We start from the raw sequence: 26,111 nt of genomic DNA, 5'->3' as shown, positions 1-26,111 counted from the left end.
CACCTTTTGATTTGTTAATTATATGTAAACATATGCAGGTTTAGTATTGAAATAATCAGACTTCTATGTTATAATTAAACAAAAATATTTTGATATCAACATAAAGTTTTATTATCATATTATTGATCCCAATCAAAGGAGCTGAAGATATGAGAACGAATGACAAGTCTCCTATATCATTTGCAAGCCTTGCTCTTGCCCTTGCCAACGATTATCTCAGCATCTATGTCATAGATGCCGAGACCGACAGCTATGTGGAATATTCTCCCAACGGAGCCGATAAGGAGCTCATACAGGTATCCAGCGGCGAAAGATTCTTTGAGGACGTCCCGCAGAACGTGCGCGAGCTGGTCTGGGAGGAGGATCAGGAGTTTTTCCTCAACGCCTTCAAGAAAAGCACTTTCACACAGGCTCTTGAAAACGGGCGCTCGTTTTCTCTGACCTACCGACTTGATTTCAACGGTGAGCCGCGGTATTATTTCCTGAAGTCCATACGCTCCGACGACCGCAGCATCATCATCGGCGTCCGCGATATACATGAGGAAAAGATCAAGGAGCTGGAAGCTGAAAAGAACAGCATCGCCTACTCCGAGATAGCCAAGTCACTGGCAAGCCTTTTCGAGATAATCTATCATATAGATATTGAAACAAGCGCATATACGGAGTACAGTTCCAGTGAGATATTCTCTAAGCTGGGCTTCGGCAGAAACGGTGATGACTTCTTCTCACGTGCAATAGCAGACACAAAGCGAGTGCTCCACCCTGATGACCGCGAAAGGATAATCCACGAGCTGGAGCGGGATACTCTGTTAGATAATCTCCATAAGACGGGTACTGTCTCACTGACATACAGACAGCTTGTAGACGACGAATACCAGTACATGAACCTGCTTGCTTTCATACAGAGCTCCGACAAGGAGCACCTCGTTGTGGGCGTCCGCAATATCGACGCGGAAAAGAAGCGTGAATCCGAAAGCCGTACATTCAGCGACATCTCTCTGGCTCTGGCAAAGCGCTACGAGGTAATTTACCATGTCAATATCGTTACCAACGAGTATGCCGAGTACAGTGCAAGCGACAAGTATACCCGCCTGAAAGTAGGTACTACGGGAGAGGACTTCTTCGCAGAGACGCAGGAGAACATGAAGCGGGATATCTACCCTGATGATCTTCCCATGATGGCTCTTTCCATGAAAAAGGAAAACCTGCTGAACAATCTCTCCACATACGGAAAGGTCATGCTCACCTACAGGCTCATACTTGACGGCATACCGCAGTATGTAGCCCTGTACGCTGTACGTCCCCAGGAGGACTCCGAGCATATCATCGTTGCCGTGGCAAATATCGACGCCGTAAAGCGCATGGAGCTGGACTATAACGACGCTCTTGACAGAGCAAAGAACGCCGCTGCTATGGCTACCCGTGACGAGCTCACAGGCGTAAAGAATAAGCGTGCATACGTTCAGGCAGAGGCTGAGCTGGACGATCTTATCTCAAAAAACGAACAGTTTGATTTTGCCATAGTTGTATGCGATCTGAACGGTCTTAAACTGGTAAACGATACACAGGGTCACAAGGCAGGAGATGAATATATAAAGGATTCCTGCTCCATAATATGCAATATCTTCAAGCGCAGTCCGGTTTTTCGCATCGGCGGCGATGAATTCGCTGTTATACTGAAAGGCTGGGACTACGTCAGACGCCAATATCTCCTGAAGGAGCTGTATGAGCTCCTTGAAGAGAATAAACATAACGGAATGGTGGTTATGGCGGCAGGAATGTCCGAGTACGAGCCAGATACGGATATGCGTGTACAGGACGTTTTTGAACGCGCCGACAATCTTATGTACGATAATAAAAAGCAATGCAAGGTCATGCGTGAAAGCTGATACGAAAATACTTGATCATTCTTAAACGAGAGGCGGTGAGGCTGTGAGAAATATTTTTTCTGTTATATTTGCTGTGCTCATTATTGCGCTGATGATATGTACCTACATTGCAAGGCGTACTCAGAAGCCAATGGGCAGGACAGTAGCACTGTTTGAAGCAGCCTTTATCCCCCCTGTTCTGGGAAATCTGCTCATTATTAGCTCAGTCAGCAGAACTGTGTCATTCATTGGCTGTTATCTGTTTTTCCTCGGCTTCGATATGGTAATGTTCGCACTCATCAATTTTACCATGAAGTACTGCAAGGGCGTAGGAAAAGGTCAGAAGCCGCCTAAGTTCATATATGCACTGCTTGTCATAGACGCGGTACAGCTGCTGCTCAATCCCCTCTTCGGTCACGCCTTCAAGCTTGAAAGGATAATGGTCGATGGTATGGATTACTACCGCTTTATCCCGCTTATCGGACAGAGCTTCCACCGCATAGTGGACTACGGCATTTTCGGGGCAGTTCTTCTCATATTCATTCTGGCGATCAAAAACACTCCCCGTATCTATTCCGAAAAGTACCTGATAATACTGCTCTCTCTCATAGGTGAGGGCATATGGCAGACATTCTACATCATGTCCAGAACTCCTATAGACACTTCAATGCTGGGCTTCGGAGTTTTAGGCATACTCTTTTTCTACTTCTCACTGTACTACAGACCGATGAAGCTTCTCGACCGCATGCTTTCGGGCCTCGTCTCGGAAATATCAGACGCGGTATTCATGTTCGACGCCTCGGGAAGCTGTATATGGGCAAACAAGAACGGCTATGCCCTTGTAGGTAATGATACTTTAAAGCTTGATGATATAACAGACAAGCTCAAAGCAATGTTCGGAAATCCCGATTCCTATGTAGAATCAGGCAGCAATCAGCGCGTCATAGGCAGCGGTCTCGATGCAAGATACTATACCCTCGAGGAACGCCGTGCCATTGACAATCAGAAGCTTTCCGGAACATACCTGATAGTACGCGATAATACCGAGGAACAGCAGAGACTGAAGCGTGAGATGTATGACGCCACTCACGATCTTATGACGGGGCTCTATACCCGCGAATACCTGTATCAGCGCATTTACGAGACTATGTCCGCAAATCCCGACACAGAATACTACATAATCTACGTTGACGTGAAGAACTTCAAGGTGGTCAATGAGATCTTCGGAACAAAATTCGGCGACGATGCTATAATGTACATAGCCAACTGGATACGCAAAAACGTCACTGCTTACTGCTGCTACGGCAGACTTGCAGGTGACACCTTCGGCGTTTGTATGCCCAAATCCCAGTTCAACGCCGAGTTTCTCGAGGACAAGCTCTCCCACTTCACCATAAAGAGCGAGCTTGCCGAGAACGGCTATCATCTGCTGATACACCTTGGCGTTTACGCCACAGATACGGACGATACCAAAGACATATCAGTGATGTTCGACCGCGCACACCTTGCACTGTCAAATATCCGCGACGAATACAACACCCATATCGCTTACTACGATAACGAGATACGCGAAAAGCTCCTGTGGAACCAGGAGATATCCTCACAGGTCTACAACGCTATATCAACAGATCAGCTCCGCCCATATCTCCAGCCCATAGCTGACAAATCGGGCAGGATAGTGGGTGCCGAGGCGCTGGTAAGGTGGATACACCCCGACAAGGGCTTCCTCTCGCCTATCTCCTTTATCCCTGTTTTCGAGAAAAACGGCATGATAGTGGAGGTAGACAAGCATATGTGGCGCTGCGCCTGCGAGATACTTTCACGCTGGCAGAAAGAAAACATCGACCTTTTCATCTCGGTGAACATCTCCCCCAAGGACTTCTACTTCGTAGATGTTGTGGCTGAGATAAAGAAGCTGGTGGAGGAATACAGTCTGGAGCCGTCAAAGCTCCGCATCGAGATAACCGAAACAGTCATGATGAACGACGCCGAGAACCGCATGAAGCTTCTGGACGAATTCAGGAAATCAGGCTTCATCGTTGAGATGGACGACTTCGGAAGCGGCTATTCATCGCTGAATATGCTGAAGGACATGCCTGTTGACGTGGTAAAGATAGACATGAAATTCCTGGGCAAGACCAGTGAAAAGCAAAAGGCAAGGACCATCGTCAAGAATATCATCAACCTCACAAAGGAGCTGGGCATAATCTCACTGACAGAGGGCGTTGAGACTCAGGAACAGTACGAAGTACTTGAGCAGATGGGCTGCAACCTGTTCCAGGGTTACTACTTCGCAAAGCCCATGCCAGTCAGCGACTTTGAGGACTTTTACGATAAGCTTGCCGATAACAGAACAAAATAAACATATCCGATACGGGCTGCCTCGGCAGCCCGTTTTCCACAGTAATATCATTATTTTGCATAAAAATGCAGAATTTTACATTTTATCTATTGCTTTTCATTCCATTTTAGTGTATAGTATAATTGTATAATAATGTAAATATGCACTTTTTATTTCATTCTTTCAATACATCATGAATATTTCCGAAAAATATAGGGGGAATATTAATTGAAAAGCAAAAATGATAAAAAAAATATCCAGAAAACTCTGGACAGTCTCCTTTCGGCTCAGAAGCATTCCAAGGTCGGGTTTGCTGCGCTGCTTCTGCTTTATATAGTCGTTTCTATAATTGCACGTCATATATCTCTCAAAGCCGACCTGCCGCCCATAATGCTGTCAGGACATGCTATCCCATGGGGCACATTTACGGGAGCTCTGACGTCGCTGGCAAATATCTGTATAATCATGCTGGTGGTATTTTTCGGGAAGCCCGGATTCTTCACTTCCCTGTTCATACTGCTGCTCCAGTTTCCGCTGGTGCTGTCGGCTATCATAAAGCATCACGCATTCACCAATATCCCGGGTGTTTTCGGCAATATCCTCATAATCATCGCCATTATCATCATCTACTTCAAGAACACCAAGGTGAACGAATACCAGACGCGAATGCGCGATCAGGCTGTTACGGACAGACTTACGGGACTTCCCAACAGATTCGCCTGCTCCGAGCTTATCAACGAGCTCATCAGGCGGGGCGAGAAGTTTGCTCTTGTCCATGCGGATATCAACGGCTTCAAGGGCTTCAACAGCACCATGGGCTACGAAACAGGCAATCAGGTGCTCATTGAGATAGCCCAGCGCTTCAAGAATATTGCCGATACGGGAAGCTCGGGCACTCTTGACTTCGCTGCCCGCATCAGCGGTGATGAATTTGTCCTTATTATCCGCGGTTACCACTCCAAGACCGAGATAGCAAAGACCATCTCCAAATACGATTCCGCACTGGCTGACCGCCTGACTATCGACGGCTGCGATCTGTTCATAACAGCAAGCTTCGGATATGCGGAATACCCCTCTGACGCAAAGAGCGCAGACTCACTGTTCTCCTATGCGGACGCTGCCATGAACGAGGTAAAGCGCCTGAAGAACAGCAACCATATCATGCATTTCACTCCCGAGCTGCTCAGTATCGACCGTATCATCGAGATAGAGAGCAAGATCAGGGACGCTCTTGAAAAAGATACTATCTTCTTCTATCTGCAGCCACAGTTCAATATGTCCCATAAGCTCCGCGGCTTTGAGGCTCTGGCACGTATGAGGGACGCCGACGGCGAGATGATCTACCCGTCAGATTTCATTCCCGTTGCCGAAAAGGTGGGTCTTATCGACAAGGTTGACGGCGCTGTTTTCAGAAAAGCCGCCAATTTCTTCGGCGAGCTCCGCAAAAAGACCGGCACGGATATCATACTCAGCATGAACGCTTCCGTGAGGCATCTGATGAAAAACGACTTCATCAGCGAGGTCTGTGATATACTGCAAAAAAGCGGTCTCCCCGCCGAGCAGCTGGAGATCGAGATTACCGAGTCCATTATGATCGATTCGCCCGAAAAAGCCATCCAGTGCATAAAGGAACTGCGCAGCATGGGCGTAAAACTGGCTATCGACGACTTCGGCACAGGCTATTCGTCTCTGAGCTACCTGAGCAGCTTCCCCGCTAATCTGCTGAAAATAGACAAATCCTTTATCGACAAGATAAATTCGGGTACCTCCTCAAAGCAGTACGTTGAGGGTATCATTTCCCTCGGACATATCATCGGCTTTGAGGTCATCTCCGAGGGAGTCGAAGATCCCGAACAGCTGGAAGCACTCAATGATATCGGCTGTGACTTCATTCAGGGCTACATATGGGGACGCCCCATGCTTCCCGAGGACGCAGAGGATTTAGTAATGGCAGAACTGAACGCTTAAAAAACAAATGCGCCTGAACAGCTTTACTCAGACACGTAAAATAAAGCTGTTCAGGCATTTTTTGTCAATAAGCTTGTGTTTTTACAGAATTTACAATTTTCCTCTTGAAATATAGTCCAAAAAATAGTATAATATTTATAACTATAGAATTCATATGTTTATTACGACAGATTGGAGGTAGCTGTAAATGAATAATGAGCTTGAGCTTAGATTCTATCATTTGTATTCACAGCTTTCTTCTCTGACACAGACCGTCACCCAGAAACCTGCTACCGAGCAGATAGAAGCAATCCTTAATGAAATAGCAGCAATGTTTCGCCTTTCAAAAGGCGTTACCCGTTTTTTCCGCAGTCCCGCAGATGAACAGCTGGACCGCGGCGAAATCATGTGCAGCTATGACACGGGCAAGGAGGGCAAGCCTGTACATACGGTGCGCTTCGTAACAAGGCTCATGTCCATAACTACTATGACCGTTTATATGTCAGAGGACGAAGAGCCCCTGACAGATGACGAGATGTTCAAGGTAGACCTTACCATGAGGACTGCCGTAGCCTTTATAAGCCGAAACCGTCTCCAGTACATAGCTGAAGAGCTGGCTTTCTTCGATGATATGGGCTTCCGCAATATCCGCAGCTTCTTCAAGTACATGATGTGGGGAAATACTCCCGGCAAATTCAACGGCAAGGCTGCCTTAAACTACAATCTCCGCCACTTCTCCCTCATCAATGAGAAATTCGGCAGAAAATGCGGCGATACAGCCCTTACCAACCACTACAGATATATCGAGAACCTCATAGGCGAGAACGGCATGGTGGCACGTCTCGGCGGAGACGCTTTTGTGTGCATATGCGACCAGCGGGATCTCCCCGATCTTCTGGACTACCTCAATGAAGCCATCGTCGTCATAGACGATGAGGGCAGGACTGCAAGGCTTTCATCATATGCAGGCGTATTCTATATCCCCGACGGATACGAGATAAGAGTTCCCAATGATATTATGGGAAAGATAATGCACGCATATCAGATAGCAAGAGCCAATAAACAGGGAAATATCGTGTTTTTCTCGGAAACGCTCATGTCGGACAAGGAGCGTTCAAGCCGTATCCTCAATATGTTTCCAATAGCTCTCAGCAAAAACGAATTTAAGGTGTTCTACCAGCCCAAGGTCAACATCGTCACAGGAGAGATATGCGGCGCAGAGGCGCTCTGCCGCTGGTTCCACAAGGGTCAGATAATGCCGCCCATCGAGTTTATCCCCGTCCTTGAGGAGACAAGCGAGATATGCAAGCTGGATTTCTATATGCTCACCCGCGTCTGCGAGCATATCCGCAAGTGGATGGACGAGGGCAGGAATGTTGTCCGCGTGTCAGTAAACCTTTCAAGGCGTCATATGACAAATCCCGAGCTTCTTGAAACTATCATCGGCATCATAGACAAGTACCGGATCCCACATGAGTACATAGAGATAGAGCTTACAGAGACCACCACCGACGTTGAGTTCAGAGATCTCCGCCGTGTTGTTGAAGGACTTCAGCAGCAGAAGATATGCACATCTGTTGACGACTTCGGCATGGGCTACTCCTCACTTAACCTCATCAGAGTCGTTCCGTGGAACGTTCTTAAAGTTGACAAGATCTTCCTGCCTCTGGACGGTGAGTCCACAGAGAGCACAAGAAGCGTCATGTTCAAGTATGTTGTGGCAATGGCAAAGGAGCTGGGTCTCGAATGTATCGTGGAGGGCGTTGAAACTCCCGCACAGCTTGAGCTTCTCCGCAGCAACAACTGCGAGCTGGCACAGGGCTATCTCTTCGACAAGCCCCTGCCTCTGGATGAATTTGAAAAAAGACTGGACGCAAAAAAATATCCTATATGATCTGCCTCAGATACGGCAGTACATAGTATACAGACTGACAAAGGTCACGGGAACAAAAACTCCCGCGGCCTTGTTTTTTTATATCTGCTCAGCTGCTGAGCATACGTAAAAAAATGCATAAACACGGCATATTATTAATGTCAAGAATTAAAACATCACACAAATTTCAGGAAAAACATTCCATTTTTCGGGTAAATATTATATAATGTATATTGGTATAAAACCACAAATATTACAGGACGGTGGAAAATCGATGAAGAAAAAAGCAACAAGATTTCTGGCTTCACTTACAGCCGCAGCAGCTATAAGCGCTGTGTGCTGCACTCCCCTTGCAAATATGGGAGTAAGTCTTCCAATAAATGTAATGGAAGCAAGTGCTGCCGACACTCTCGTAAGCGGCGATTATCAGTACTGCACAGATGATAAAGGCGCTGTTATCAAGAAATACACAGGAACCGCAGCAGAGGTCAAAGTCCCTGCCGAGCTGGACGGAAACAAGGTATATGCCATCAGTGAGTATGCTTTTCAGAAGAACGACAGCATAATCTCCGTAACATTCCCCGACAGCCTCAAAAAGATCGGAGACAGTGCTTTCAACAGCTGCAAGGCTCTTAAAAGCGTTACCTTCAACGAGGGACTCGAATCAATGGGAAGCTACGCTTTCTCGGGCACAGCCCTTACAGAAGTTAGTCTCCCCACGACCCTCACCGATACAGTTTATCCGTTCAACGGCTGCGGTATCACCAAGGCTTCCTTTGAAGAGGGAACTGTAAGGGTACCGAACTGGATATTCAGAAACTGCTCCAAGCTGACAGATGTAACTCTGCCCGAAACAGTCACAAATATCGGAAGCTATGCTTTCAACGGCTGTTCTTCGCTTAAAGAGTTCACATTCCATGAGGGTCTCACCACTCTCGGAAACTATTCTTTCTCGGGCACAGCCCTTACAGAGGTAAGTCTCCCCACAACTCTCAGCGATACCGTTTACCCTTTCAACGGCTGCGGTATTACAAAGGCTTCTTTCGCGGAGGGCACCGAAAAGGTACCGAGCTGGATATTCAGGAACTGCCCCAAGCTGACAGACGTAACTCTGCCCAAGACAGTCACAAATATAGGAAGCCACGCTTTCAACAGCTGCTCGTCACTTAAAGAGTTCACATTCCATGAGGGTCTCACCACTCTCGGAAACTACGCTTTCTCTGGCACAGCTCTCACAGAAGTAGCTCTCCCTACCACTCTTAATGACGCTGTATACCCCTTCAACGGCTGCGGCATTACAAAGGCTTCTTTTGCGGAGGGCGCCGTAAAAGTACCTACATGGATATTCAAGAACTGCAACAGCCTTACTGATGTAACTCTGCCAAAGACTATAAAGAACATCGGTATCCACGCTTTCAATGACTGTAAGTCACTGGAAAAGATAAGCTTCAGCGAGGGACTTGAAACTATCGGCAGCAACGCCTTTTCGGGTACAGCCATCACCGAGATAACTCTCCCCTCGACTTTGAAGACAGCAAGCTTTGCTTTCACAGGCTGCAAGCTGGAAAAGGTAACATTTACCAACGGAATAACGGCTATCCCGTCCAACGCCCTCACAAACTGCAGCATGCTCAAAGAAGTCGTACTGCCCGACTCATTAAAGGCGATAAACTCATCTGCATTTGAAAACTGCACAAGTCTCACTTCGATCGAGCTGCCATCATCTGTCGAAAAGCTTGAGGGCTCCTGCTTCAAGAACTCGGGTATCACCGGCATTGTTATCCCCGACAGCGTAAAGAACCTCTCATCAAGTATTTTTTCAAACTGCAAAAATCTGAAAACCGTTACTTTAGGTTCTGGAATATCGACTATCTACACAAGTACCTTTTCAAACTGTACTTCACTTGAAAAGGTAACTTTTACCTCTCCCAAGCTCAAACTGCTTGCAAATGCTTTTCTGAACTGCCGCAGTCTCAAAGAGGTGGACTACTCAAATACAGACCTCACCTTTGACAGGCTTTCATTTTCAAAATGCTACGCCCTGAAGGATATGGACCTGATATACCTTGACCGTCCGACATCCACCATGACTATCACAACCGAGAATACTGCTGTAAGCGGTATCGTTGATCTCACAGTGGACTTTGAAGCTCTCTCGGGACACTACAACGAGGACAGCAGCTTTACCATTGCCCTTACGGTCCCCGACGGCGTGACACTTATCCCCGATTCGTTCAAAACAGCGGACGGTCCTGTTTCAGCTGAGGAAGCCGAAACGAAAAAGATCACTTTCTCGGCACCAAAGGGCAAACTCACATTCTCTGCTATGGCGACCGAGTCAGGTACATTTGATATTGACGCAGACCTTATTTTCAAGAACGAAAGGGTCGAAAGAGTTGAGCCGATACACTCAGTAAGATTCACAGCAGATGTGCTCAGTCTTTCCGTTCCGAGTACAACAAACAGCACTAAGATAACCGTAAACGGTACAGGTCCCAAGGGAAAAGCCATTGAGGTATACCTCGATGACAAGCTCATCGGAAGTCCTGTTGCCGACGCTGTAACAGGCAGATACACCTTACCGGCAGAGCTGCCTGACGGAGCAGACGGTTCAAAGTATGTGCTCAAAGCAAAGTTCAGCGATACAGTTACCTCAGACTTCACTGTTTTATACTCAAAGGAGCAGCCTGCCGTAAACAGCATAAAGCTTGGCATCAACGGCAAGGACGCCGATACGGACATTACCGATGTATTCACCATGTGCAAATCTCCTGTAATGTACTATATCCCCAGCAAAGCCGTAACATTCACAGCTGATATAAGCAACAGCGACCTTGTTGAAAAGGTCTGCTTCACAAGCACAAAGCAGGATAAGACCGCAATGCTTGAAGCTGAATACAACAAGGACACAGGCTTATGGACAGCTAAGGGCTATTTCGACAACAGCAAGAGCTATACTCCGGGCGAACTCAACGTTGTTGTGGTGACAAAGTCCGAATATGAGAAAATACAGGCTGCCAAGGCTGAGGTCGACTTTACCAAGGGATACTTCTCACGTTCGGGAAATATCAGATTCACTCTTGCACCCACAGGTCGCGTATATGAGGGAGCTCCGTCTAACGCTGTCAGCGGCGCTGAGATGACTCTTTACCATATGGGTGAGGACGGCAAGGCTGCCGCATGGGACAGCAAGAACTCTGACCAGCAGAATCCGCTCTATACAGATGATCTCGGAGCTTACACATGGGATATCCCCGAGGGCAACTGGAAGATCCTCTGCAAGGCTGAGGGCTATGACGTTATGGAGAGTGAATGGATAACATTCCCCTCCTCGGAAACCAGCATCGACTTCTCGCTCGTCAGCAGCGGAGCTCCAAAGATTACGGATATTTCCTACAACGGAACTGATATAGTCCTCAAGTTCAGCAAGTATATGCTCCCCGATACTATCAACCTGATTACAGTATCCCTCGACTCGGGCAATGACATCAAGATAATACCTGTTCTCCACGAGACAAACGAAGATGTCACCGATACCTTCTATATGAGCGGTGACTTTAATGCAGATACCGACGTCAAAGTCGAAGTCAGAAACGGCTGTTTAAGCTATGCAGGCACTGAAGCCGAGCCCACAAGCAAGTCAGTGCATATAGATGCCGCCGCAACGACTACCACCACCACATCTTCAACTACCACCACTACTCACCTTACTGCCACGACTACTGCAAATCCAGCTACTACATCAACTACTACACAGCCCGCAACTACCTCGACTACCACAAAACCTGTATCTACTTCAACTACCACAAAACCTGCAACTACCTCGACTACCACAAAGCCCGCAACTACCTCGACTACCACAAAACCTGTATCTACTTCAACTACCACAAATCCCGCAACTACCTCGACTACCACAAAGCCCGCAACTACCTCGACTACCACAAAACCTGTTACCACTTCAACTACTACAAATCCTGCAACTACCTCGACTACCACAAAGCCAGTAACTACTTCAACTTCCACGACCTCTGCTGTAACTACTTCAACTACTACAAAGCCCGTAACTACTTCAACTACTACAAAGCCTGTTACCACTTCAACTACTACAAATCCTGCAACTACCTCGACTACCACAAAGCCAGTAACTACTTCAACTTCCACGACCTCTGCTGTAACTACTACAACTGTTACAACGACTGCACCAATAACCACCACAACACAGCCGCCTGAGCCAAAGAAAACATTCGGCGATTACAACGGCGACGGAGCTGTAAATGCTGTTGATGCCTCCTACATACTTGCTGCTTATGCTGAGAACTCCACTAACCACAAGGAAGCAACTGCCGAGCAGATAAAGCTGGGAGACATAAACAAGGACGGCAAAATGAACGCCGTAGACGCTTCGTATATCCTTTCATACTATGCATACTGGTCTACCAAGGAGAAAATAAGCTTAGAGGAATACCTCGGCAAAGCTCTCTGATATGAGCATATTTTATCCCCGAACTTCAACAGTTCGGGGATTTTTTCTCGGAAAGCGCTTAAAATATGCAAACCCATGTTTGTCAAAAGTAGTCAATACGCTGAATTTTCTGATGTTACCGATTTGTAGTTGAAATGGCTACGTGATTGTGCTATATTATAACAGGTCAGGCAACAGGCTCTGACCGCTCAGATATACCTATCACAGGAGAGATAAACATGAAAAGAAAAATGATAGCTGCACTGGCTTTTACTATGCTTCTCTGCGGCTGCGGGGAAACTTCTGACGAGCAGAAGGCTGATACAGTTTCCGAAAAGACTACCACAGCCGTTACCACATCAGCTGAAAGCACCACTACCGAAACGGCTTCCGCCGAGCCTGCGACAACAACTGCTTCAGCTGCAAATACAGAAGATGAAAATGCAGCAGCTACAACTGTAACTGCCACTTACGAGGATACATCCGTTACAGTCATCGAAAGCCTGACAGACGCTGTATACAATGACCTCTTCGCAGGCTATTACCTTGATGAGAACAGCAGTGCTGCCCTTTCAATAGACTGCACAAACGATAAGCTCTATAAGATAAGCGTTTCGCGCAAAATATCTGACACTGAGACCGAGGAGTGGTACTTCACAGGCGAATTCAACGGCAGACAGGTGCTTAGCTATGATAGCTGCATCAAGAGCCTGATGACTGTGGCTGAGGACGGCTCTGTTTCAAGCGAGCAGGAATACTCCGACGGCACAGGCTATGTCCGTATATCGGAAGAGGGCACCAAAACAGGTCTCGTCTGGTCTGACGACAAGGAGGACGCAGGCAGCAGCTTCTTGTTTATCAAACAGTAATATATGCATATGACCGCCTTTGGCGGTCTTTATGTTTCGTTAACATTGACTTTATTCACGGAATATGTTACAATGTATTTGATTTATTTCGCTTTTATCAAAGCATGACATTTTATCTCGGCAAATTCTCCATTTGAACAAGATAGATACGATAAGGAGAAGTTATTATGGGAATGATGGATTTTCTAAAAGTCAGCAAAGGTATCGCAAACAATATCCACTTCGTCAGCAAAAGTCTCGGCGAGGGCACTTACTCGGGGCATGTGGATTCGTCAAGGAAGCCCAACGGCCATGGAGTGTTCGTCAACAGCCTTGATATAGAATATGAGGGCGAATGGGCTAAGGGCAGGCTCTGCGGCTTCGGCAAGAAATACGCCAAGGGCTACTATGATTTCGTCCGCGGCGGCGACGATGACGAGGCAAGCAAATCCCTTGTTTATGCGGGAAATTTCTGGAATGACAAGTTTCACGGCAAGGGCAAGGAATACAGTCAGACAGGCAAGATAATCTACGACGGCGACTGGCTTGAGGGCTGGAAGTGCGGCGAAGGCATAGAATACTACGAAAACGGCAGGGAAAAGTTCAGAGGTACATGGAACAGAAGCAGATACCACGGAAAAGGAGTCTTTCTCTGCAAGAACGGCAGTATAATCGAGGGTGAATGGATAGACGGCAGACTTGAGGGAGAAGCTACCCTCACCGACCGCGACAACTGCGTATACAAGCGCACCTACAAGGAGGGCGACATGATAAGCGAAAAGCTTATCAGCGGAACTCCCAAGCCATCTCCCGACGCCACAAGAACACTGAAATTCGATACGGGCATTTACAAGGGCGAGGTAGACTTTACGGGCAAAATGCACGGCAAGGGCGTATTCACCTACACCAACGGCAATAAGTACGAGGGTCACTTCAAGGAGGGCGTCAAGGACGGCAGCGGTGTTTTCACATGGGCTAACGGCGACGTTTACGACGGTGAATTTGAAAACGACCTGCGCAACGGCTACGGTGTGTACACCAGCCAGAACGGCAACAAGTACGACGGCGAGTGGAAGGACAACCTGAAAAACGGCCACGGCATTTTCTATTACAGCAGCGGCGACCGCTTCGAGGGAGAATTCCTCGGCAGCTTAAAGAACGGTCACGGCGTGTTCTACTCCAAAAGCGGCGACGTTTTCGAGGGCGAATGGCTGAACGATATGCGCTGCGGAACCGGCATTGTCACTCTTGCCGACGGACGCAGGGTGCGTCAGAAATGGGATAACGAAAAGCTCATAAGCGAGGAGCTTATCTGATCCTCCCGAATATGTATAAAAAGACCGTCCTTCGGGGCGGTCTTAACTATGAAAACATGGAGATAAAAATGAAAAACAATGACTTCACAAGCGGTGCCATACTTCCTAAGCTGCTGAAATTCATGCTGCCTGTTCTGCTGGCAATGTTTTTGCAGGCGATGTACGGCGCGGTAGACTTGCTGGTGGTGGGACAGTTCGGCACAACCGCCGATGTTTCGGCAGTATCAACAGGCTCCCAGATAATAATGACTCTCACCAATATACTGGTTAGCTTCTCAATGGGCATAACAGTTGCCGTGGGACAGCGTATCGGTCAGAAGCGTCCCGACGAAGCCGCACAGACCATAGGCACGGGACTTATTATCTTCGGCATTATCGGCGCTGCTCTGACGCTCATATGCTTTGCAGGCTCTGTTCACCTTGCACGGATAATGCAGGCTCCCAAATCAGCCTTTTATCTTACCTCCAACTACATAAAGATATGCGGCGGCGGATTTCTCGTTATCACGGCATATAACCTGCTTGGCAGCATATTCCGCGGACTGGGCGACTCAAAAACTCCCCTCATCGCAGTGGGTATCGCCTGTCTGTTCAATATAATCGGCGACCTTTTATTCGTTGCGGTCTTCCACCTTGGAGCTTCGGGAGCAGCTCTTGCCACAGTCATGGCGCAGCTTATCAGCGTTGTCATATCATTTATTATGATACGCCGCGCAAAGCTGCCCTTTGAGTTCCACAGAAGCAATATGAAGCTGAAAAAGAATTATGCCGCCATTATCCTGCGTATAGGAACTCCAATTGGCTTGCAGGACTTCCTTGTGGGACTGTCCTTCCTTATCATCATGGCTATCGTGAACCGTCTCGGCGTTACTGCTTCCGCAGGCGTGGGAGTTGCTGAAAAGGTATGCGTGTTCATAATGCTGGTACCGCTGGCGTTCATGCAGTCCATGACTGCCTTTGTGGCTCAGAACTACGGCGCAGGACAGCTGCAAAGAGCACAGAAGGCTCTCAAAACAGGCATTGCGGTATCCTTTGCCTTTGGCGTTGCAATGTTCCTGCTGACCTTCTTCCGCGGCGATCTGCTGGCGGGAGTATTCTCAAACGACGCAGACACCGTGAAAGCAGCGTGGGACTACCTTAAAGCCTACGCCATAGACTGTCTGAACACCTGCTTCCTGTTCTGCTTCATCGGCTATTACAACGGCATTGAAAAGACCAAATTCGTCATGCTCCAGGGCATATGCGGAGCCTTCCTCGTAAGGATTCCCGTTGCATTCCTTATGCAGAAAATAGGCGGCGGCTCCCTGTTCCTCATAGGAATGTCCATTCCCTGCTCCACAGTATTGCAGATAATCATGTGCTTTGCCGCTTATTATTACTTCAATAAAAAATACAGTCAGGACAATGTACAGACAAGAAACGAGGTGTGATATGAAATTTTATTTGCCAACAAAAATATACAGCGAAAACAACTGCGTACAGGATCACGGTTCCGAGCTTGCGGCTCTCGGCTCTCACGCGCTTATCGTCACAGGAAGAAGCTCCTCAAAGGCTAACGGTGCTCTCGATGACGTTATAACAGCATTGAAACAGCACCTCACCGCATATACGATCTTCGATGAGGTGGAAGAAAATCCCTCCGTGGAAACAGTAATGGCTGCAAGAGAGCTCGGCGTCAGCCGCAATGCGGACTTCGTTATCGGTATTGGCGGCGGTTCTGCACTGGACGCTGCAAAGGCGGCTGCACTGATGATAAAGAACTCTGACTCCTCATGGGATCTGATGTATATGCTCCAACCTGAATCAGCACTTCCTGTTGCCGCTGTTCCCACAACCTGCGGCACAGGCTCGGAGGTAACGGGAGTTGCCGTCCTCACCCGACACGACCTCAAGACCAAGGTCTCAATGAAGCACAAGGTGTTCCCTGCTATTGCCCTTATCGACGGAAAATACCTTATGACAGCTCCCCGAAAGATAATCGTCAATACCGCCGTGGACGCCCTTGCACATCTTATCGAGAGCGGTGCCAATAATATCAGAGATACATACTGCGATATGAGCATCTTTGCAGGCCTCAGAGAATGGGCAGAATGCCGTCCTTACATCGATGGGAATGAAGAGCTTGACGTAAATGCTGCTCAAAAGCTGATGAACGCCTCAACTCTTGCAGGTATTTCCATTGCTCAGACAGGTACCACTATCCCCCATGCCCTAAGCTATATGCTCACTTATGAAGCAGGTATCCCTCACGGCGCAGCTGTGGGAGCATTCCAGAGCAGATACCTGAAATATACGGATCTGAAAAGACAAGCCGCCATACTCGGCGCTCTTGGCTTCAGGAACACAGAGGAGCTGGGCGAATACATAGCGGAGCTTGCTCCTGTATACGTACCGCGTGAGCTTCTGGAAAGGTCAGCCAAGGCGGTCCTGAGCAATAAAGCAAAGATAGCACAGTGTCCGTATCCAATCGACGAAAGCGTTATGGAAGACATCATAAGCCTCTGAATCGTCAAAGCTCCCCTGAGTGAGCAGACTCAGCCATAGATAAGAATTGTATAATACTGCAAATCCTCAACAACCTTCCCCATAATGTTTTGTCTGAATTCGGGATTTTGAAGCGGATAACAGCCTTAACCCTTGACAAATAAGTTAGTATGTACTAAAATTATATACGGAATGAGGGAGTAGCAAGCTCTTTTGAGTAACAAGCCAACATACCGACCTTAGGGTCTGGCTTGTTTTAATTTGCGAGACTCATGTGTAACTTTTACGGCAAATTATAGCCTGAAGCTATGCATGGAGTCTGATAATGCGACTTTTACGGACATAGCTTCTGGCTGTGTCCGTTTTGTTTTTGCCGAAAAGCTATATCCGTATTAAAAAAAGAGAGGTATCTGAATATGAGCGAAGCAGAGAAAAAATTCTTAGAGGTACACGGCCTGAAAAAGAGCTTCGGAAGCGGCGATACAAAGCAGGACGTACTTCGGGGACTGGACCTTACGGTCAGCAAGGGTGAGTTCTGTGTGCTGCTGGGACCGTCGGGCTCGGGCAAATCCACACTTCTGAACATACTCGGCGGCATTGACAGCGCAGACGAGGGAGAGATACTCATAAACGGCGACAAGCTGGAGGACATGAACGAGAAAAATCTCACACGCTACCGCCGCAAGCATCTGGGATATGTGTTCCAGTCCTACAACCTTATACCCAATCTAAATGTCAAGGAGAACATCGAATCAGGGGCATATCTTTCGGATGACCCGCTGGATATTGACGAGCTGCTGAAAATACTCGGCCTGTTTGACCACCGCTATAAGCTGCCGAATCAGCTTTCGGGCGGTCAGCAGCAGCGTGTGTCCATAGGACGCGCCATAGTCAAGAATCCCGATATCCTGCTCTGTGACGAGCCGACGGGAGCACTTGATTACACCACATCGAAAGAGATATTGCAGCTCATCGAGGAGGTCAATCAGAAGTACGGGAATACAGTCATTATGGTCACCCACAACGAGGCTATCAAGCGCATGGCAGACCATGTGATAAAGCTCCGCGACGGCAAGATACGTCACGACGACCGCAACACTGAGAAGATCACAGCCGCAGAGCTGGAATGGTAAGGGGGGCGGCATAATGCAGAACATCAAGTCAGGAAAGCGCCCGAAAAATCCCCTGCGCAGACGTGTGCTGCGTGATCTGTTCCGCGACTGGAAGCGCTATCTCATGATATTTGCGATGCTTGTGGTGACTATCGGCTTTGTGTCGGGAATGTACGTAGCCAACCACAGCATGATGACCTCGCTGGAGGGCAATGCGGAAAAGTTTCACCGCGAGGACGGACACTTTGAGCTGTCCCGTATAGCTGAGCCCGAGATAATATCGGCTATCGAAAGCGGTGAGAAGGCTGATATGAAAAGCATCTTCCGTGACCGCGCATACAAGGAAGCAGAGCCCGAGATAGAAAAAGCGGTGCGTGAAGCTATCCCCGAAGAAATATGGGATTCCGATATATATAAAAATGCGCTGAGCGAAGCCGAGGATAAAGCCCACAAGGAAATTGACGACAAGATCGACGATGAATATACAGACATTGCAGAGCGCTATGAGCTGGATCAGACCTTTGACCCTGTGCCTGTGAATGTTTACGAACTGTTCTTCAAGAATACCGATGAGTGCATCATCAAAAACGCAGGATACAGCGGAAAAATTCGTGTTTACAGTGAAAGGAACGAGGTCGATCTGTATGATATCCTATCAGGCAGAGCTCCGCAGAATGAGAATGAGATAGTCATTGACCGCATGCACGCTGACAACGCCGAAATAAAGCTCGGCGACATGATAAAAGCAGACGGCGCTGAATTTGAAGTGGTGGGACTTGTGTCCTTTACGGATTATATCACGCTGTACGAGAACAACAACGATACCATGTTCGACGCCCTGACCTTTGACGTGGGCATGGTGACAGATGAGGGCTTTGAACGCATAAGCGCTCCCCTCCACGCAAATTATGCCTTTACATATAAAAACGCTCCCTCCGACCTGTACGAAGAAAAAACGCTGTCGGATCACTTCCTGAAAGCGCTTATCACACAGACCGCCGTTTCTGAAAACGAGGTGGAGATCAGGGACTACGTGCCTGCCTACGCAAATCACGCAATCACCTTCGCTGCGGAGGATATGGGCTCGGATATGTCCATGGGCGGAGTGCTGCTGTATGTCCTTACAGTAGTTCTGGCGTTTATTTTCGCAGTCAGCATAAGCAGTATGCTCGAAAAGGAAGCCTCCGTCATAGGCACTCTCCGTGCATCGGGATATACCAAGGGCGAACTGCTGCGATACTATATGAGTGCACCGCTGGTGGTGGTGATACTTGCTGCCATAGTCGGAAATCTTCTGGGATACACCCTGTTCAAGAACGTGGTGGTGGATATGTATTACAACTCATACAGTCTCCCCACGTATGAGACTCTCTGGACTCCCGAGGCATTTATCCGCACTACCGCAATACCCTTTGTGCTGATGCTGATAATCAATTTTATCGTCATAGTTCGCATGCTGAGGCTCTCTCCCCTGCGTTTCCTGAGACACGACCTGAAACGCACACGCCGCAGCAAAGCCATACGCCTGCCCCGCTGGAGCTTTTTCCGACGCTTCCGTCTTCGTGTGCTGCTCCAGAATATCCCCAATTACCTTATGCTGTTTGTGGGTGTAACCTTTGTCATGCTGCTGCTTTCCATGGCAGTGGGCATGCCCTCCACTCTCGAATACTATCAGGAGAAGATGCCCGACATGATGTTTGCAAAGGAACAGGTCATTCTGACCGACTGCAAGGACGAGGACGGCAATGACATCATTACGGATACAGAGGGTGCAGAGCCCTTTTCCATCGGCGCACTGGAGTACAGGACCGACAAATACAACGAGGAGATCTCCGTTTTCGGCATTGTTGAAAACAGCTCATATGTAGATATTGCCCCCACGAAAAATGCCGACAGCATGTGGATATCAACTGCTTTTGCAGACAAGTATCACCTCAATACGGGCGACAGCTTTACCATGCATGAGAAATACGAAAACAAGCAGTATACATGGACAGTCGCAGGAATTTACGGATATGATGCAGCTCTTGCCGTGTTCATGCCAAATGACAGGTTCAATCAGGTGTTTGAGCGTGACGCGGACTCATTCAGCGGTTATCTTTCCGACAAAACGATCACCGACATTCCCGAAAAGCAGATCGTCAAGCGCATCACCTCAGACGACATGATAAAGATCGCCAATCAGCTCGATCACTCAATGGGCAGCTATATGGTCTATTTCCAGTACGTCTGCATGATCATTGCGGCAATTATCCTGTATCTGCTCACAAAGATCATCATCGAAAAGAACGAGCGCCCTATTGCAATGGTGAAGATACTGGGCTATGAGGACGGCGAGATCGCAAGGCTGTATCTCATATCAACTGCGTTCATTGTCATAGTTACGGAGCTTGCAGGGATCGTACTGGGCTATCTGGCAATGAAGATAATGTGGGAGATAATGCTGCAGACTCTCGGCGGATATTTCGCATTCATAATGAAGCCAAGCGGCTTTGTCAAGGAGTTTGTGCTTGTTACAGCTGCATATCTTGTCATAACAGTGCTGGATTTCATACGCATACGCAGGATACCAAAGGTGCTTGCACTTAAAAATGCAGAATAAAAAAAGAGCCATAAACGGCTCTTTTTTTTCAGTATCAAGTTGTCTGTTCCACAATGCCGGTTACAAGCTTTTCGGCATCATCTGCGGACATGGGACGTCCCCAGATATAGCCCTGAACATAATCGCAGCCAATACTGCGGAGCGCATCAAGCTGCGCGTCTTCCTCAACACCCTCTGAGATAACGTCAAGTCCCATAATATGCCCCATGGAGATTATGGCGGCAACATACTGCTTTGACGACTCGTTCACATTTATCTTGTCAATAAAGGACTTGTCTATTTTCAGGAGATTTGCAGGTATCCTGTTAAGGTAGCTGAGTGAGGAATATCCTGTACCGAAATCGTCTATGGCAAATTTGACGCCCATAGCTCTCAGCTCATTTATGCACTGCAGCGCCTTGTCTGCCGAATCTATCAGGATAGACTCTGTGATCTCGATCTCAAACTGCTCGGGAGCAATACCGCTGCTTTCAATAAGTGAGCGCATCTCTTCAACAAAATCATTTTTCATCAGATGTCTTGCCGAAACATTGAGGCTAAGGGTAAGGTCAAGCCCTGTTTTTTGATGAGACGGCTGAAAAAAGCAGTTGCTTTTTTGAAGACCGTACTGTCCACCTTGTCAATAAGACCTACCTTTTCCGCAATAGGTATAAAGTCAGCGGGAGAAACGAAGTTCCCCTCGGGATCCTTCATACGGGCAAGGGCTTCAAAGCCGCGGAGCTTATGCTCCATATCATACTGAGGCTGGAGATTGAAGTATATGGTATCCTTTTTCAGAGCCTTTCTCACTATGTTCTCGATCTCCAGCTTATGCTCGTTTTTGAGGAGATTGGGTGTAAATTTCAGGATATGATCGCTGCTCCTTGCCTTTTTTATCTCATTCATCGCCAGATTGGCATAGGATATAAGTGAATCTCCCGTGGCTGCGTCCGCTGGAAACTCGGCATATCCGAAGCTTGCCGTTATGTACAGGTCGCAGCCGTCCACAGTAAGACTGTCCGCAAGTACGTCCACATATGACGCAATAATGCTCCTGAACTCCTCATCGGTTTCGTAGCCGTAGATGATAAGCAAAAACTCATCGCCGTTTATACGTGTGATATAAGCCTTTGAGCCTGAGCACTGACCGTCGGAAACAGCCCTCCAGCGCCTTGCTATCTCAATAAGCACCTGATTTCCCGCCTTGAAGCCAAGAGCATCGTTTACACTCTTGAAGTTGTTGAGGTCGATGGATACAGCTGTAAACTTCTCATTGCGCTTAATGAGATCGGCAAGATAATCAGAGCTTGCAAAACGGTTGGGCAGCTTTGTCAGTGCGTCGGTATAGCTCATGTACCTGAGATGTTCGATCATTTTGTAGCTGTAGAGCTCGGACGCAAGGATAAACGATGTAAGCTCAAGGGTCTCCTTAATGGTAAGGGCTTTGTCATCGCTGAAATTTATCGCCCACATAAAGCCCAGCAGCTCGTCCTTGAACTCCAGCGGAAAGAGCACGATAGTCTTGCCGCCTGCACTTGTAATGGAATCATGCCATATGGGATTGCGCTCCTTTATCAGTTCCATATCCTGCTCGTTCTTTACTATAAGGCAGTTGCTTCCGCCTATGGTATCCAGCCACGAATAGGCAATATCGTAAAAAGCGTCGTCCACATATTTATCCATGGGAAGAAGCTTCGTATCCTTGGAAAAAGCCTCACAAAGCACCGAGCATTTGCGTTTTTCGGTATCCATAAGCAGGATACAGCAGTGCTCCGAATCACAAAGGTCGCGGACGTCCGCGCAGACCTCCTTCATGGCTTCCTTAAAGTCATCGGGATTCTGGAGCTTGATACAGGTCTCGAGAACATACGACGCTATGTCAGCCGACACCGTGGAAAGCCTTTTGGCATCAGCCTTCAGGGTGACCTCGACTATATACAGACAGTAGCATAAATTATCCTTTTCATGGGACAGCGGTATGAACGACATATTGAACCACACATCAAATCTTGCGGGCTCTGCTTTCGCTCACTGTGCAAACCTTACAAGCGTAAGCTTCAACGAGGGATTTGAATATCTCGGCAGCTATGCATTCTCAGGCACAGGCATTACTGAGGTAACTCTCCCAACAACTCTTAGAGAAGCTGTTTATCCCTTTGAGAACAGCAGTGTTGAAAAGGCATCCTTTGCAGACGGCGCAAAGAATATACCAAGCTGGCTGTTCAACAAGTGTTCAACTGAAAACTGAACTTGCTGAGCTCTCTGATCAGCTTGACACTGTAAGTTTACAGGAGAAGTACGTGCTTGACTTCATTGAAAAGGCGAAGGCTAACATCGAACTGAAAGAGGTTACTCCCGAACTTCTCAGGGCTTTCATATCTCGCATTGAAGTCTATGAGAAGCCTGAGAAATATTCGCGGACTTGCGGTAACACCATACTGATACGCTACACCTTCCAGACAATTCATGAGCCTGCGCCGATTCTAAAGCCGTCCGAAAACAAGACATTTGCACAGGCAGCTTGCTAAAATAAAGAAACCCGAGGACGTTAAGAACGGTACGCATAAAGAAGTTTTACGCCATAGTATTTCTGATGTAAGGTCAGAAGTACTATGGCGTTTCTATTGACAGTACAGAGATGATGTGCTATAATTGTTACTGACAAAAATCGGAATTTACAGGAGAAATGAACATGAAAGTGAAATCAAAGAAGAAAATCATAATATGCTGTTGTATTTCTTTGATACTGCTGGTGTTGCTGGCGGCTGTCTGTTTTTTTCAATTTACGGATTTAGGCTATCGAATGTCAGTTCCGTACCGCAGTTCCTTTGAAAAAGCAGCAGATCATATCTATGTGAATAAAAACTATTCCGGTAATATCAAAGATGCGATTCTGCTCACGGAAGAAGCATTGGAACGGGACAGAGCATTTTTCGGAGAATTACAATGCACCGAAACAAATACAACGATCATAATTATCTGCGATGATGATAAGCTCCTTTCAAAGCTCGGCGGAGATCATGATACGAAAACCTCAATATTTGATCCGAAGAAAAACTACATTTCTGTTTCAGATGAATACCTTAATATTGACATTTTAGCACATGAACTCACTCATGCGGAGCTGCATACCCGCCTGAATACAAATACTCTGAAAGGGATTCCCACATGGTTTGATGAGGGACTTGCCACGCAAAATGATTATCGTGAGCAATATGGGCTGGATGCATGGATTGAACAGACTGATAACGGAAAAAAACGCGCTACCTCTTGAAGATATGGATACAGGTCCTGAATTCTATGCAGGAACGGTTTAGGACAGGCGTTTCCGTTATCTGAATGCGAAACATGAAGTCAGCGAATGGATGGAGATTCATGGTCAGAAAGGATTGCTTGAATTACTGGATAAGCTGAACAACGGCGAGGAGTTTGATACCGCTTATTTCAAATAAATTCTGATTTAGCTTAGCAACATAAATATGCACAATGCCCCTGAGTGCTTTGTAACACTCAGGGGCAAAACTTCTGTATAGGTATCTGTCTTATGCCCTCGGGTTACATATGAATTTAATAAAGTTCCGTTAAGGATAGCACGCAATCTGAGGGCGTTTTTTATACTGTTTTTTCATTCGCTGTCTGTACGCTTCTGTCTGCGTCTGTCCTTTTCGGGGTGCGTCATGTAGTATTCCTGCTTGTCCCTGTACATACGCCCGTCAGCCGTATGCATCGCCTGTCGGATATCATATTCACCTGTGACATGGACAGCACCAACTGCAAAGCTCACATCAGGCGTACTGTCGGCAAGTGTACGGAGCTGTTTCACCTGCTGAGCCAGTTCCTCCTCGGAAACATCAGGACAGAAGATAAAGAACTCATCGCCGCCTGCACGGTATATCTCATAGTCGCCGAAAGCAAGCTTCAGAAGAGCCGCTGCTCTCATCAGCAGCTTGTCGCCTGCATCATGTCCCTCATCATCATTAACAGTTTTCAGTCCGTTCAGATCAGCCAGAACTACTCCCATTTCCTTTGGCTTATCTGACGTATCGGATACAAGCTTATCAACACGTTCATTCATTGAATTGCGGTTGAACAGCTGTGTCAGTCCGTCGATAGTACTTTTCAGTTCAAGCTGTGAGACCAGATGATGATTGCGGATTACAGCCGCAAGCAGGAACGATGACAGCTCCAGTATCTTTTTGATGTGCATCATTTTTGACGAGTCATAATTGGCAGCCCATATAAAGCCTACCAGAGTCTGCTTGAATCGTATCTCATAAAGGACGATATTCCTTATCTGATGCTTGCAGAGAGAGCTGTACCACACAGGGTCGCGCTCCCTAATGATATCAAGGTCTTCAAGGAGAAGGCAATCGCTCATAGCAAGGATATTCTCCCAGCGCATAGCTACTTCAAAAGGAGTACACTGCATCTCGTCGGCAAGATACTCCAGTGCCTTGTCCTGAACGCCGTCACTGTTTATAAAGGCACATTTCTGAGTGATCATATTGACGGGATATATAGAACATAATTCCGCACTGCATACACTCTGTATCTCAGCAGCAGCTGCTGCCATTGCCTGATAAAAATCCTGCACTTCATGAAGCTTTATGCTCAGATTTGTGACCGCATCCGCAACATCGGCAGAATGCTGTAACAAGGACTCGGTCTCGAGGTCGTCGGCATATTCGAGTATGTAGAGACAGTAAACGGTTTTGGTACCGTTCTCTGCGGGAGCTTCGTCAGGATTTGCGATTGGGATATAAAAGCCCTTGAGCCAGTAGCCTCGGGCGTTCACATATGAATACAGCGACTTTCTTTCACTTCCGCTCCTGTAAAGGAAGCTTTCAAAATTCAGATCCATCCAGTAATTGCGGTAAGGGATACCGGGATAGAATTCAGGCGTATCGGGACGAAAGTGAAGCATACCTTCGTTTTGTTTATTTACACCCATGAGCCTTATCTCGCTGAAGCTTCCGTCAGGGAGAATATCAAAGGAATATAAGCTTGCAAGTCCGTCTACCCCTTCAAGCCAAGATCGAAGATCCATAAGAATACCTCCTTTTATGTAAAATGATCGGGCATTGATATATGCCGATACAATATTGCATAGATAATCCACTTTATACTATAATATAATTTTACTACATTTGCACAGCTTATTCAACAAAAATTATAAAAATTCACAAAATCTTATTAAATTATCAGCATTTCATACAAAGAACAAAAGCGTAATTTGTACGTTAAGACAATCGGAGCTCACAACTGTACCCTTTTGTCAA

General features: G+C 47.2%; 17 protein-coding genes. 14 read left to right on the top strand and 3 right to left on the bottom strand.

The genetic code is table 11. The features are described from left to right. Positions 1 to 149 precede the first annotated feature (149 nt). From N774_RS0115320 to N774_RS0115270, 11 genes are all read left to right on the top strand, one after another. On the top strand, positions 150 to 1,889 hold the full coding sequence (locus N774_RS0115320; RefSeq protein ID WP_024862083.1) for a sensor domain-containing diguanylate cyclase: 1,740 nt from the start codon (positions 150 to 152) through the stop codon (positions 1,887 to 1,889). A gap of 43 nt (positions 1,890 to 1,932) precedes the next feature. Next, positions 1,933 to 4,230, top strand: a complete 2,298-nt coding sequence (locus tag N774_RS18515) for an EAL domain-containing protein (protein ID WP_024862082.1) — start codon at positions 1,933 to 1,935, stop codon at positions 4,228 to 4,230. A gap of 207 nt (positions 4,231 to 4,437) precedes the next feature. Beyond that, on the top strand, positions 4,438 to 6,177 hold the full coding sequence (locus N774_RS0115310) for an EAL domain-containing protein (protein ID WP_024862081.1): 1,740 nt from the start codon (positions 4,438 to 4,440) through the stop codon (positions 6,175 to 6,177). Positions 6,178 to 6,364: 187 nt separating this feature from the next. Continuing rightward, complete coding sequence (locus N774_RS17685; RefSeq protein WP_024862080.1) at positions 6,365 to 8,050, top strand: bifunctional diguanylate cyclase/phosphodiesterase; 1,686 nt, start codon at positions 6,365 to 6,367, stop codon at positions 8,048 to 8,050. Positions 8,051 to 8,303: 253 nt separating this feature from the next. Further along, positions 8,304 to 12,512, top strand: a complete 4,209-nt coding sequence (locus N774_RS0115300) for a leucine-rich repeat protein (RefSeq protein ID WP_024862079.1) — start codon at positions 8,304 to 8,306, stop codon at positions 12,510 to 12,512. A gap of 218 nt (positions 12,513 to 12,730) precedes the next feature. Further along, positions 12,731 to 13,360 carry a hypothetical protein gene (locus tag N774_RS0115295; protein ID WP_024862078.1) on the top strand — a complete coding sequence of 210 codons (630 nt, stop codon included), beginning with the start codon at positions 12,731 to 12,733 and terminating at the stop codon, positions 13,358 to 13,360. A gap of 167 nt (positions 13,361 to 13,527) precedes the next feature. Further along, positions 13,528 to 14,655, top strand: coding sequence for an MORN repeat-containing protein (locus N774_RS0115290; protein WP_024862077.1), 1,128 nt, complete (start codon positions 13,528 to 13,530; stop codon positions 14,653 to 14,655). Between the two features lie 68 nt (positions 14,656 to 14,723). Next, positions 14,724 to 16,085, top strand: a complete 1,362-nt coding sequence (locus N774_RS0115285) for an MATE family efflux transporter (RefSeq protein WP_024862076.1) — start codon at positions 14,724 to 14,726, stop codon at positions 16,083 to 16,085. 1 nt (position 16,086) lies between these two features. Beyond that, a complete protein-coding gene (locus tag N774_RS0115280) occupies positions 16,087 to 17,160 on the top strand; it encodes an iron-containing alcohol dehydrogenase family protein (RefSeq protein WP_024862075.1) in 1,074 nt (357 codons plus the stop codon). A 395-nt stretch (positions 17,161 to 17,555) separates the two neighbouring features. Further along, entirely contained in the window at positions 17,556 to 18,272 is a 717-nt protein-coding gene (locus N774_RS0115275) for an ABC transporter ATP-binding protein (protein ID WP_024862074.1), read from the top strand. A gap of 13 nt (positions 18,273 to 18,285) precedes the next feature. Continuing rightward, a complete protein-coding gene (locus N774_RS0115270; protein WP_037280340.1) occupies positions 18,286 to 20,853 on the top strand; it encodes an FtsX-like permease family protein in 2,568 nt (855 codons plus the stop codon). 34 nt (positions 20,854 to 20,887) lie between these two features. On the opposite strand, the gene N774_RS20030 is transcribed toward N774_RS0115270, so the two are convergent. Beyond that, entirely contained in the window at positions 20,888 to 21,364 is a 477-nt protein-coding gene (locus N774_RS20030) for an EAL domain-containing protein (RefSeq protein ID WP_024862072.1), read from the bottom strand. Further along, the gene (locus tag N774_RS20025; protein ID WP_024862071.1) at positions 21,364 to 22,833 is read right to left on the bottom strand and encodes a GGDEF and EAL domain-containing protein; all 1,470 of its coding nucleotides are present in this window, start codon (positions 22,831 to 22,833) and stop codon (positions 21,364 to 21,366) included. The genes N774_RS20030 and N774_RS20025 overlap by 1 nt, the downstream gene beginning before the upstream one ends. Here N774_RS20025 and N774_RS18505 point away from each other — a divergent pair. The 3 genes from N774_RS18505 to N774_RS17675 all read left to right on the top strand — a co-directional run bounded on the left by N774_RS18505 (position 22,811) and on the right by N774_RS17675 (position 24,106). Next, entirely contained in the window at positions 22,811 to 23,080 is a 270-nt protein-coding gene (locus N774_RS18505) for a leucine-rich repeat protein (protein ID WP_080770525.1), read from the top strand. The genes N774_RS20025 and N774_RS18505 overlap by 23 nt on opposite strands. Continuing rightward, the gene (locus tag N774_RS20020) at positions 23,001 to 23,360 is read left to right on the top strand and encodes a DUF4368 domain-containing protein (protein WP_024862070.1); all 360 of its coding nucleotides are present in this window, start codon (positions 23,001 to 23,003) and stop codon (positions 23,358 to 23,360) included. The genes N774_RS18505 and N774_RS20020 overlap by 80 nt, the downstream gene beginning before the upstream one ends. A gap of 164 nt (positions 23,361 to 23,524) precedes the next feature. Continuing rightward, entirely contained in the window at positions 23,525 to 24,106 is a 582-nt protein-coding gene (locus N774_RS17675) for a hypothetical protein (protein WP_242836642.1), read from the top strand. 351 nt (positions 24,107 to 24,457) lie between these two features. Here the strand turns inward: N774_RS17675 and N774_RS0115245 are convergent, their stop codons facing one another. Beyond that, positions 24,458 to 25,879 carry a GGDEF domain-containing protein gene (locus N774_RS0115245; protein WP_024862069.1) on the bottom strand — a complete coding sequence of 474 codons (1,422 nt, stop codon included), beginning with the start codon at positions 25,877 to 25,879 and terminating at the stop codon, positions 24,458 to 24,460. Between the last annotated feature and the right edge of the window lie 232 nt (positions 25,880 to 26,111).

It is taken from the genome of Ruminococcus flavefaciens AE3010 (assembly GCF_000526795.1).
Classification (GTDB): Bacteria; Bacillota; Clostridia; order Oscillospirales; family Ruminococcaceae; genus Ruminococcus; species Ruminococcus flavefaciens_D.
This window is presented reverse-complemented; position numbering and strand designations above follow the sequence as displayed.